Origin of the sequence: Pseudomonas viciae (assembly GCF_004786035.1) — a bacterium.
Classification (GTDB): Bacteria; Pseudomonadota; Gammaproteobacteria; order Pseudomonadales; family Pseudomonadaceae; genus Aquipseudomonas; species Aquipseudomonas viciae.
The window spans coordinates 4,552,440-4,565,472 of the sequence record NZ_CP035088.1 but is presented as its reverse complement, the minus strand read 5'-3'; the positions used below and the strand labels follow the sequence as shown (position 1 = coordinate 4,565,472).

Annotated in this window: 2 protein-coding genes (1 of these 2 running past the window's edge); both read left to right on the top strand. The window is 63.8% G+C overall.

Features of this window, described 5'->3' with window-relative positions; genetic code table 11:
• Positions 1-9,812 carry the 3' portion of a non-ribosomal peptide synthase/polyketide synthase gene (locus tag EPZ47_RS19820; RefSeq protein ID WP_135846354.1) on the top strand. Its footprint begins 3,715 nt before the window's first position, so 9,812 of the gene's 13,527 nt are visible here — the last part of the coding sequence; its start codon lies off the left edge, out of view; its stop codon occupies positions 9,810-9,812.
• Positions 9,809-13,033 carry a non-ribosomal peptide synthetase gene (locus EPZ47_RS19815; RefSeq protein WP_135846353.1) on the top strand — a complete coding sequence of 1,075 codons (3,225 nt, stop codon included), beginning with the start codon at positions 9,809-9,811 and terminating at the stop codon, positions 13,031-13,033. The genes EPZ47_RS19820 and EPZ47_RS19815 overlap by 4 nt, the downstream gene beginning before the upstream one ends.

The following is a 13,033-nucleotide window of genomic DNA, read 5'->3' as shown; positions in this document are numbered from 1 at the left end:
TGTCCGACGCCTGGTCATTGCAGGTGATGGTCGACGACCTGATGAGCCTGTATTCAGCCTTCGCGCAGGGGCAGCCCGCGCTGTTGCCCGCGCTGGCGGTGCAATACGCTGACTATGCGGTCTGGCAGCGCCAATGGATGGCGGCCGGTGAACGGGAGCGCCAACTGGCCTACTGGACCGGGCAACTGGGCGGTGAGCAGCCGCTGCTGGAACTGTCCACGGACCATCCGCGCCCGGCGCAGCAGAGCCTGCGCGGTGCGCGTTTGCCGATTGTGCTGGATCGCGCGCTGAGCGATGCCCTCACAGCTTTGGCCCGAAGGGAAAACGCCACGCTGTTCGTATTGTTGCTCGGTTCTTTCCAGGCGTTGTTGCATCGTTATAGCGGCCAGGCCGACATCCGCGTCGGCGTGCCGATTGCCAACCGCCAGCGCCTGGAAACCGAGCGACTGATCGGCTTCTTCGTCAACACCCAGGTGCTGCGCGCTGAGTTCCATGGCGATCTGACCGGCGCCGGTTTGCTGCAACAGCTCAAGCAGACGGCCATGGCGGCGCAGATGCATCAAGACCTGCCGTTCGAGCAATTGGTCGATGCCTTGCAGCCGCAGCGTAACCTGAGTCACAGCCCGCTGTTCCAGGCCATGTTCAACCATCGCAACGAGAGTGCCTCGACCTTTGAAAACGCCTTGCCGGGCCTGACGGTCGAACCCCTAGGCTGGGAGCAGCGCACCGCGCAGTTCGACCTGAGCCTGGAGACCACCGACAGCCCACAAGGCCTGCACGCCGCGCTGATCTACGCCACGGACCTGTTCGAGCCAGCCACCATCGAGCGTATGGGGCGGCATTGGCTCAACCTGTTGCAAGGCTTGGTGCAGGATCTGCATCGTCCCGTTGCGCAGTGGACGTTACTGGACGCTGACGAGCGGCGGCACATGCTCGTCGACTGGAATGCGACGGCGGTTTCCTACCCGCTTGATCGCAGTGTCCAGGGGCTGATCGAAGATCAGGTGCGCAGGACCCCGGACGCCCCGGCGCTGGTGTTCGGCGAGCAACGCCTGAGCTACGCCGAGCTCAACGCCCGGGCCAATCGCTTGGCTCACACACTGATCGAGCAGGGCGTGGGCCCGGATGTGCTGGTGGGCATCGCCGTGGAACGTTCGGTGGAAATGGTCCTGGGGCTGTTGGCGATTCTCAAGGCCGGCGGTGCCTATGTGCCGCTGGACCCTGAGTATCCCCAGGATCGCCTGGCCTACATGTTCAACGACAGCGGCATCGGTTTGCTGTTGACCCAGCAGCATCTGTTGGAACAGTTGCCGATCCCGGACGGGCTGCGCAGCCTGGTGCTGGACCTGCCGGACGCCGGGCCGCACCCAGGCCGTGAGAGCAATCCGGACGTCGCGGTCCATGGTGAAAACCTCGCGTATGTGATCTACACCTCCGGTTCCACCGGCAAACCCAAGGGCGCGGGCAATCGCCATTCGGCCCTGGTCAACCGGCTGTGCTGGATGCAGCAGGCCTACCAGCTCGATGCCACGGACAGCGTGCTGCAAAAAACGCCGTTCAGTTTCGACGTGTCGGTGTGGGAGTTCTTCTGGCCGCTGCTGACCGGCTCGACCCTGGTGGTGGCCGCGCCGGGCGTGCATCGCGACCCGACGCAACTGATCGAGTTGATCACCGCGCAGCGCATTACCACGCTGCACTTCGTGCCGTCGATGTTGCAGGCATTTGTGCAAGACCCTCAGGTGGCCGAATGCACCAGCCTGACGCGCATCGTTTGCAGCGGCGAAGCCCTGCCGGTGGATGCCCAGCAGCAGGTGTTCGCCAAACTGCCGAATGCCGGTCTCTACAACCTCTATGGCCCGACCGAGGCGGCCATCGACGTGACCCACTGGACCTGTGTCGAAGAGGGGCGCGACAGCGTGCCGATTGGCCAGCCGATTGCCAACCTGGGCACCTACATTCTCGATGATGAGCTGACGCCGGTGCCGGTGGGGGTGATTGGTGAGTTGTATCTGGCGGGCGAGGGCTTGGCCCGTGGTTACCATCGGCGCGCGGCGCTGACAGCCGAGCGCTTCGTGACCGGTCCCTTCGGCCACGGTCAGCGGCTGTATCGCACCGGTGACCTGGCGCGCTACCGCAGCGATGGCGTGATCGAATACGCCGGGCGCATGGACCATCAGGTGAAAATCCGTGGCCTGCGCATCGAACTGGGTGAAATCGAGGCGCGCCTGGCCGAGCATGACGAGGTGCGCGAAACCGTCGTCATCGCTCAGGACGGTAGCTTGCTGGTGGCCTACGTGGTGCCGGCACGCGCTGAACTGCTGAACGCCGATGACGCCGTTCGCCAGGCGTTGCAAGGCCGCCTCAAGAAACATTTGAGCCAGTCCTTGCCCGACTACATGGTGCCGCAGCACTGGGTGTGGCTGGAAAAGCTGCCGGTCAGCCCCAACGGCAAACTGGAGCGCAAGGCGCTGCCCAAAGCCGATATCAGCGCCAATCCCAAGGCCTACATCGCACCGATCACCGCCCTCGAACAGGCACTGGCCGCTATCTGGCAAAGCGTGCTCGGCCGCGAGCAAGTGGGTGTCAGTGACAACTTTTTCGAGCTGGGGGGCGATTCGATCATCTCCATCCAGGTGGTGAGCAGGGCGCGGCAGGCCGGGATCCATTTCAGCCCCAAGGATCTGTTCGTCCACCAGACCATCCAGGGGCTCGCCAGCGTGGCGACCCTGGGTGACAGCGGCCCCGGCATTGACCAGGGCCCGGTGACGGGGAATGTGCTGTTGCTGCCGTTCCAGCAATTGTTTTTCGAACAGGACATGGCCGAGCCCCATCACTGGAACCAGTCGGTGCTGCTCAAGGGGCTGCGACCGGTCCACGCCGGGCATCTGGAGCAGGCGTTGCAGGCCGTGGTGACTCACCATGATGCCTTGCGCCTGGCCTTCGTGCGCGAGAACGACACCTGGACCGCCCGCCATCAAACCCTCACAGAGCAAGAAGCGGTTTGGCAGCGCTCACCGCTGTTGTGGACCGCCGAGGTGGCCGATGCCCTGGCGCTGGAACGCTTGGCCGAACAAGCCCAGCGCAGCCTGGAACTGGAAAGCGGCGCCTTGGTGCGCGGGGTATTGGCAAGCCTGGCCGATGGCAGCCAACGGTTGTTGCTGGTGATTCATCACCTGGTGGTGGACGGTGTGTCCTGGCGCATTTTGCTGGAAGACCTGCAACAGGCTTATGAACAACTGCAAGCCGGCCAGGCCCCGAAACTGCCGGCCAAGACCAGTGCCACCCAGGCCTGGGCGCAACGCTTGGAAACCCATGCCGGCAGCGCGGCGCTACAGGCGCAGATGGCTTATTGGCAAGGGCAGCTTGAGGGCGCTCGCAACGATTTGCCCTGTGACCGGCCTGAGGGTGAATTGCGCAGGTGTCACGAGGCTCAGGTGCAGACGCGCCTGGACAAGAACCAGACTAAACGACTCTTGCAGCAAGCGCCGGCGGCCTACCGCACCCAGGTCAACGATCTGCTGTTGACGGCCCTGGCGCGGGTGATCGGTCGCTGGACCGGCGAGGCCTCGACCTTGATTCAGCTGGAGGGTCATGGCCGTGAGGCGCTGTTCGATGGCCTGGACCTGAGCCGCAGCGTTGGCTGGTTCACCAGCCTGTTCCCGCTGCGGCTGACCCCGGCGGCGACCCTTGAGGATTCGCTCAAGGCGATCAAGGAGCAACTACGCGCGATACCCGACAAAGGGCTCGGCTTCGGTGTGCTGCGCTACCTGGGCGATGCGCAGACACGGCGCACCCTCGCGGCGCTGCCCATGCCACGCATCACCTTCAACTACCTGGGCCAGTTCGACAGCGGATTCAGCGATGACGCCGACGGGCTGTTTATCCCGGCCAGCGAACCGGCGGGCACCCCACAGAGCCCGCTGGCGCCGCTGGACAACTGGCTGACGCTCAACGGCAGCGTCTATGCGGGCGAGTTGAGCATCGACTGGACCTTCAGCACACAAATGTTCGATGAGTCGACGATCCAGCGGCTGGCCCTGGAATACGCTCAAGAGTTGCAGGCCTTGATCGAACACTGCTGCCAGACCCGGCACCAGGGCTTCACACCGTCGGACTTCCCGCTGGCCGGGTTGAACCAGGCCCAGCTGGACGCATTGCCCCTGACGCCGCGAGACGTCGAAGACATCTACCCGTTGTCGCCGATGCAGCAGGGCATGCTGTTCCATTCGCTGTATGAGCAACAGGCCGGTCACTACATCAACCAACTGCGGGTTGACGTCGAAGGTCTGGACGTCGAGCGCTTCCGCCAGGCCTGGCAGGCGGTCGTGGATGCCCATGAAGTGCTGCGCAGCAGTTTCGTCTGGGAGGGCGATTTCAAGCGGGCGCTGCAGGTCGTTCACAAGCAGATGGAGGTTGCGTTCCTGTTCCACGATGGATGCGCCGCCGCGGATCCATCCCTGGACCTGGACGCCCTGGCGTTGGCGCAGCGCCAGCAGGGTTTCGAGCTGGATGCGGCGCCGCTGTTGCGCTTGCTGGTGGTGCGCGTGGCAGAGGAGTGCTATCACCTGATCTACACCAGCCATCACATCCTGATGGACGGCTGGAGCAACTCGCAGTTGCTCGGCGAAGTGTTGCAACGCTACAGCGGTCAGGCACCGGCTCGGACATCCGGACGCTACCGGGACTACATCGACTGGTTGTCGCTCCAGGACCCACAGGCCAGCGAGCAATTCTGGACGGCGCAACTGGCCGAACTGGACGAGCCAACCCACCTTGCCGGAGCCTTCGCCCGGGATCATCGCGGCGAGGCAAGCGCCGGCCACGGCGAACACGAGCTGGTGCTCGATAGCCATGCCACGGCGCGGCTGCATGCCTTTGCCCGTGAGCAGAAAGTGACGGTCAACACACTGGTGCAAGCGGCCTGGCAGTTGTTGCTGCAAGGTTGCACCGGGCAATCGGTGGTTGCCTTTGGCGCCACGGTGGCCGGACGTCCGGCGCATATCCCCGGCGTCGAGCAACAGATCGGTCTGTTCATCAACACCTTGCCGCTGGTTGGCAGCCCGCGGGCGGAGCAGCGCATCGGCCAATGGCTGCAAGAGGTCCAGGGGCGCAACCTGAGCCTGCGCGAGCACGAACACACGCCGCTGTTCGACATCCAGCGCTGGGCCGGGCAGGGCGGTGCGGCGCTGTTCGACACGTTGCTGGTGTTCGAGAACTATCCGGTGTCCCAGGCGTTGCAGCAGGGCGCCCCGGACACGTTGCGCTTCGGCGACGTGGCCAATCACGAACAAACCAACTATCCACTGACCCTGGCGGTGAACCTGGGTGACACGCTGTCGTTGCTCTTGAGCTACAGCCACGCCAGCTTCGCCCCAGACGACATTGCCGGTATCGGCCAGTCCCTGCGTTATCTCCTGGAGCAGATGGTGCTCGGCGGCGAGCGCTCGGTGGGGCAACTGTCGTTGCTCGATGCCGGACAGCAACGGGCCCAGCAGGCTTGGAACGCCACCGCGACGCCGTACCCGCTCGATCGCAGCGTGCAGCAGTTGATTGAAGCGCAGGTGGCCAAGACGCCTGATGCGTGTGCCCTGGTATGTGCCGGGCAACGGCTGAGCTATGCGGCCCTCAATGCCCAGGCCAACCAACTGGCCCATGTGCTGATGGAGCAGGGCGTCGGGCCAGATGTACTGGTGGGCATCGCCGTGGAGCGTTCGGTGGAAATGGTCGTCGGCCTGCTGGCGATCCTCAAGGCCGGTGGCGCCTATGTGCCGCTGGACCCTGAGTATCCACAGGATCGCCTGGCTTATATGTTTGAAGACAGCGGCATTGGTTTGTTGCTGACCCAGCGCCATTTGCTTGAACAGTTGCCGCTACCGGCGGGTCTGCGCAGCCTGGTGCTGGACCAGCCGGGCGACTGGCTGGCCGGCCGCAGCGAGGCCAATCCGCTGGTCGAGCTCCATGGTGAAAACCTCGTCTATGTGATCTATACCTCCGGCTCCACCGGCAAACCCAAGGGCGCGGGCAACCGGCATTCGGCCCTGGTCAACCGTTTGTGCTGGATGCAGGACGCCTATCGGCTGGACGCGAGCGACCGTGTACTGCAAAAAACACCGTTCAGTTTCGATGTGTCGGTCTGGGAGTTTTTCTGGCCACTGCTGACCGGTTCGACCCTGGTGATGGCGCCACCGGAGGCCCACCGCGATCCGGAACAACTGATCGAGCTGATCACCACGCAGCAGATCACCACCTTGCACTTCGTGCCTTCGATGTTGCAGGTGTTCATGCAAGACCCCGCGGTCGGCGATTGCCAGAGCCTGACGCGGATTATTTGCAGCGGTGAAGCCTTGCCGGTGGACGCCCAGTTGCAGGTGTTCGCCAAGTTGCCGGCGGCCGGCCTGTACAACCTGTACGGCCCCACCGAAGCGGCCATCGACGTAACCCATTGGACCTGCGTGGACGAGGGCCGCGACGCGGTGCCGATCGGTCAGCCGATTGCCAACCTGAGTACGTTTATCCTCGACCACAACCTGGCGCCGTTGCCGGTGGGGGTGACGGGCGAGTTATACCTGGGCGGTGAAGGTCTGGCTCGCGGTTACCATGCTCGTCCGTCGTTGACGGCCGAGCGCTTCGTCACCAGCCCGTTCGGTGACGGTGCGCGTCTGTACCGTACCGGCGACTTGGCGCGCTACCGTGCCGACGGCGTCATCGAGTACGCCGGGCGCATGGACCATCAGGTGAAAATCCGTGGCCTGCGCATCGAACTGGGTGAAATCGAGGCGCGTCTGGCCGAACATGCCGAGGTCCGCGAAACCGTGGTGATCGCTCAGGACGGCACGCTGCTGGTGGGCTATGTGGTGCCGCAATCCCCTGCGTTGTTGAGCGCCGATGGCGGTATCGACCACGAATTCGAGCAGGCATTGAAGGCCCACTTGAGCCAGCATTTGCCGGACTACATGGTCCCACAGCACTGGGTCCTGCTCGAACGCATGCCGGTGAGCCCTAACGGCAAACTGGAACGCAAGGCGCTGCCTCGCTTCGATGCCAGCCAGCCGCAGCAAGGCTTCGTGGCGCCCGAAGGGGCGCTGGAGCAACAGATTGCCGGTGTCTGGCAAGAGGTGCTGGAGCTGGAACAGGTCGGTCGCAACGATCATTTCTTCGAACGCGGCGGCCACTCGTTGCTGGCAACCCAGGCCGTCTCACGTTTGCGCAAGCTGACGGACTATCCGCTGAGTCTGCGTGACCTGTTCAATCATCCGCAGCTCAAGGCGCTGGCGGCGCTGATGGCCGGGAACGTGGAGGGGCAGGTTCGCGCGGGTGATTCCCGTGGGGTTCGGCTCAAGGCCCATGGGCCGCGGCGCTCGGCACCGCTGTCGCTGGTGCAGCGACGGTTGTGGATCGCCGAACAACTGTCCGGCGGCACGTCGGCCTATGGCATGCCCATGGCGCTGCGCCTGTGCGGTGGGTTGTCGGTGGAACACCTGATGAGCAGCTTTGCCGAAGTGGTGCGCCGCCATGACGTGCTCCGTACTGCGTATGTCCAGGACGAAGAAGGCGATCCGCTGGCGTTGATTGCCGATGAGGTGCAACTGGACTTCCCGCTGATCGACCTGTCCGATCTCTCACCCGCTGCCCAGCAGGAACAGGTGGTCCGGGCGACGCTGGAGAACGCACGTACTCCTATCGACCTGGAGCAGGCACCGCTGTTGCGCGGGCGGATCCTGCGCCTGGGGCCGAGCGAACATGTGTTGTTGTACGCCATGCATCACATCATCTTCGATGGCTGGTCGATGGGGCTGTTGGTCGACGAACTGGTGCAGGTCTATGAGGCGTCCCTCACCGGCAAACCGATGCCTTTGGCGCCCCTGGAGGTTCAGTACCAGGACTTCGCGCTGTGGCAGCAGGCGCTGGAAGAACAGGGCGTCCTGGCGCGTCAGGCCGAGTACTGGAAACACCGCCTCAGCGGCTACGAGGGACGCCTGAACCTGCCGCTGGACAACCCTCGGGGCCAGACCGCGTCCTATGACGGCGATGCGCTGCAGTTCCAGCTTTCCAGTGTCTTGACTGGGGCATTGCGGCGGTTATCCAGCGAGGCCGGGGTCACGTTGTACAGCACGCTGCTGGCGTCTTTCCAGGTGTTGTTGCATCGGGTCAGCGGTGCGCAAGACATGGTACTCGGCGCCGACGTGGCCGGTCGCGAACAACCGGAGCTGGAGCGGCTGATCGGTTTCTTCGTCAACGTGTTGCCCCTGCGTTCGCACTTGGACGCCGAGGCCACGTTCGCCAGCTTCCTGGCACACACCCAGGACAATCTGCTCGACGCGCTGGAGCATCAGGATCTGCCGTTCGATCAGATCGTCGAAGCCTCGGGCGTAGCGCGACACAAGGGCATGAACCCGTTGCTGCAGGTGTTGTTCGTGATGAACAACGTGCCGGTGCGCCCACGGTCCATGGCGGGATTGAGCATGGAGTTCCTGCCGGCGCTGGAGACCCATTCTAAATTCGACATGGCGTTGTTCGTTGACGAAGAAGAAGGGCAATTGCGCGGTAATTGGCAATTCGCCACAACCTTGTTCGGACATGAGCGCATTCAGCACCTGATTCAGGCCTGGACAGCCCTGTTGGAACAGATCGTCGCTGATCAGGACATTCAATTGGGAGCTATCAGCATGCCAGTCGACCACTTGGCGGCAGCCGTCACGCCTGCCACCGTCCCAGGGCCCAAGGCCGACAAACTGGGCAAGTTTCTCAAGCGCTCCGTGACACCGCTCGCCAAGCCTCGTGCGGCGCGGGTGCGGGAATCATTGGTGGCTGCACCGCAACGTTTTCCCTTGATGCTGGAACCGGGTGAGCCCCATCTGGATGTCATCGAGTGGATTCAGCAGAACCGGCCGTTGATCGAGCAAAAGCTCGCTGAGCATGCGGGGGTTCTGTTCCGCGGTTTCGAACTGGATGGCATCCAGGGCTTTGAAGCGTTTGCCGAAGCCATCCAGCCAGGGCTTTATGGTCAGTACGGCGACCTGCCGAAGAAGGAGGGGGGCAAGAACACCTACCGTTCCACGCCGTACCCCGAGCGCAAGATGATTCTGTTCCACAACGAAAGCTCCCATCAGGACCGCTGGCCGCGCAAGCAGATGTTCTATTGCGAGCAGGCCGCGCCTGTGGGCGGGGCGACCCCGGTGGTGGATTGCCGCTTGATGTATGAAAGGTTGCCGGCGGACCTTCGCGAGAAGTTCGAAGACAAAGGCCTGCTCTACGTGCGCACCTTCACCGACAAACTCGATGTGTCGTGGCAGCACTTCTTCAAGACCGAGGACCGTCGCGAAGTCGAGGCCCGTTGCCGGGCGGGTGGCATTCAATGGCGCTGGCTCGATAACGATGAGTTGCAGACCCGCACGCCGGGGCCGGCGATCATCACCCACCCGATCACCGGGGAGAAGTCGTTCTTCAATCAGGTGCAATTGCACCACATCTATTGGCTGGACCCGGACGTGCGGCAAGACCTGCTGTCGATGTTCGGTCTCGAGCGCATGCCCCGGCATGTGTATTACGGCGACGGCACACCGATTGAAGATGAGGTGATGGCGCGCATCGGTGAGTTGTACGAAGCCTGCGCGGTGCGTTTCGACTGGCAGAAAGGCGATGTGATCCTGCTCGACAACATGTTGGTGGCCCACGCCCGCGATCCGTTCGAGGGGCCACGCAAGATCGTGGTCGCCATGGGCGATATGTATGAACGCAGCAGCCTTGAGCGTCCGTTGGCCGCCGGGCAAACCGCCCAGGGCGCACTCAATACCGAGGAAGCCGGAGCATGAACGAGGTCACGATGGACGCGCACAACCCGGGTTTTGCCCTGACACCCGAGCAACAAAGGACGCTCGAACAACTGCCCGGCACGGCGACCTGTGGCCAGGCCTTGCGCTGGCTGGACGTGGTCATTGACGGCGATCTCGATCCGCAGCGCTTGCAGGTGGCGTTCGATACGCAACTGGCACAGCAGCCGATGTTGCTGGCGCGGCTGGCCAAGGTACCCGGTTTCCACGGTTTGCGTCAGGCCGCCGTCGGTGCCACTCGCTTCCCGCTGACGGTGCAGTCGGGCGAGCAACGGGCCGAGGAGGTCCAGGCGCAGATCCAGGAATCGATGGGCCGCGCTTTTGTGGTTGGCGAATCGGAAAGCGTCCAGGCCGTGCTCTATCGCCTGGCGCCCCGGCAATGGCGACTGGTGCTGGGCATCGCCCGCTCCAGTGCCGATGCGCAGTCGCTGAATCTGCTGCTTGAACACATCCAGCAAACCTACGCGGGGGTTCAGGCAGAGGAAGACGAAGCACCGGGTGAGTTTGCCCAGTACCTGGAATGGCGCAGTGAAGTGGTGCTGGATGAAGACGCCGCCAGCGCACGAGCTTACTGGCGGCAACACTTGCAAGGGATGCAGGCAGACATCGCCACGCCATGGCTGGCGGCGCGCAGCACCAGCGGTGAGACAGGTGCCGCCGACAGCCACGTATCGCTGAGCCTGGAGCCGGCTCAACGCGAGGCTTTGCACAATCTGGCCGAGCAGCTTGGCCAGCCGCTGGCCACTGTGCTGCAAGGCGCCTGGTGGGTGTTGCTGGGGCGTTTGAGCGGGCTTGAGCAGGCCTTGGTCGGTGTGCGCCATGACTGCCGCGACGACTATGAATACTTCGCCAATGCCGTGGGTGTGTTCGAGAAAACCCTGCCGCTGTGCGTTTCGTTGCCTGCCACCGCGTCGTTCAGCGAGTGGTTGGACGAGCTGGCGGCGCGTCTTGAAGCCCATCGCACCTGGCAGGAATACTGGGCGCCGGATCTAGCGCCTGAAGCGGCGGGTCCGGCCTACGGCTTTACGCTGGGGCAGGCGAGCGCTAGCGGGAACAGTGGCGGTCTGAACTGGGCGGCCTCGGAGTCCGTGCATGTGCCGGCAGATCCGTTCGAGTTGCTGATGCAGGTTCAATTGAACGAGCGCCACGCCACGCTCAATCTGCATTACGCCAGTTCGCGTTATTCGTCAGCCTCGGCCAACGCGGTACTGGAACAGTACGGCGTGCTGTTGGCCTCGATCCTGGCCGCGCCCCACCGAGCACTCGCGCAGCTCAGCCTGCTCAGTCGCGCCCAGGAGCAGCGCTTGCTGGCGATCAATCCGCCGATGCAGGCTTTGGCGGATGGCCGTTATCTGCCGCAGCGCATCGCCGATCTGGCAACTCATACACCAGACGCCATCGCCCTGACCGACGCTCATCTGCAATTGAGCTACGGCCAGTTGCAGGCCCGGGTCGACAGTATGGCGCTGGGGCTCAAGCACCAAGGCGTGGGCGCCGGTTCGATTGTCGCGCTGGCGTTGCCGCGCTCGGCGGAGCTGGTGATTGCAATGCTGGCGAGCTGGCGTTTGGGGGCGGCGTATCTGCCACTGGATGTTCAGTGGCCCCAGGCGCGCCAGGCGTTGATGCTGGAACAGGCCGGCGCGGCACTGTTGCTCACCGATGCGGCGCATCTGCCGGCCTGGCAGGATCAACCGTATAAAGCCCTGACGGCGGCGCAGTTGAGTCAGTCGCCGGCGCCATTGCCAGCGCTCGCCACCCAAGGCCACGACATCGCTTATGTGTTGTTTACGTCGGGCTCCACCGGTGTGCCCAAAGGCGTGGTGATCGAGCATCGGCAGTTGCGCAACTACACCGCCCAGGCCAGTCAGGCACTGGGACTTGCCCAGTGCAAAAACGTCGGTTTCAGTTCCACCGTAGCGGCGGACCTGGGCAACACCACGCTGTTTGGCGGGTTGTTCAATGGCGCGACCCTGCATGTGGCCAGCGATGAGCAGATGCAGGACGGCGCGTTGTTTGCCCAGTACCTGCAACAGCAGCAGATCGACTGCCTGAAGATCGTGCCGTCGCACCTTGCGGCGCTGCTCGACAGTGAACAGGCGACATTGCCGCGTACCCTGGTGCTGGGTGGCGAGCCGATTGCGGCGCCGTTGATCGAGCGCATCGCCCGCTTGCGCAGCGATTGCCGGGTGTTCAACCACTACGGGCCGACCGAAGCCACGGTCGGGGTGATGATTCATCCGTTGTCACTGCACGGCGCTGTCGACGATTGTTCGGCGCTGACCCAGGTGCTGGGCAACAACCAGGTCTACGTGCTGGACGCCGATCTGCGTGTGGCGCCGGTGGGTATGCTGGGCGAGGTCTACCTGGGCGGCGCGCAGTTATGTCGGGGTTATCTGAATGCCCAGGCCGATGAGCAGGCGTTCATCCAGAGTCCGTTCGATCCGGCGCAGCGTTTGTATCGCAGCGGCGACCTGGCGCGTTATCGCGTGGACGGGGCGATCCAGTTGCACGGTCGGCGCGATCAGCAGGTCAAGGTGCGCGGGTTCCGCATTGAACTGGCAGAGATCGAGGCCGAGCTTCTGCGCCTGCCCCAGGTGGCCGAAGCACTGGTGCTGCCGGCGGCATCGACCGAGCAGGGGCTGTTGGCCTTTGTCGTGGCGCAGCAGGGGCTGTCGGCGGGCTTGCTGGACGTTGTACGTGCTGAGCTGAGCGCGCGCCTGCCCAGTGTGATGGTTCCACAGCGCCTGCAATTGATCGAACAGTTCCCGCGCCTGGCCAACGGCAAGATCGATCGCAAGGCGCTGCAGCAGTGGGCGGATGTGGCGGCGGATGATCAAGACGCTGCACCGCGCGATGCGCTGGAGCAATTGCTCGCCGCACGCATGGCGCAATTGCTTGGGCTGGAACGACTGGGCATCGACCGCGACTTCTTCGCCGCCGGTGGGCATTCGTTGCTGGTGATCAAGTTGGTGGCCGGTATTCGCAAGTTGTTGCAGTGCGACATTCATCCGGGGCTGGTCTTCGATCATCCGACCGTGGCGTCGTTGGCACTGGCCTTGCGGGCAGTGGAGAGCAGCCCGGGGCAGTTGGAAAAAATCGCCCAGGTGCGCCTGCGCATGGACGCGATGAGCCCCGAGGAAAAGGCACTGCTGACCGAACAGGCTCGCCAGATGCAAGCCGCCAAGGCTGCGCAAGGCAGCTGA

Excerpts from the sequence above, each read along its gene's own strand:
- EPZ47_RS19815 (WP_135846353.1), top strand. The coding sequence starts at position 9,809 with ATGAACGAGGTCACGATGGACGCGCACAACCCGGGTTTTGCCCTGACA.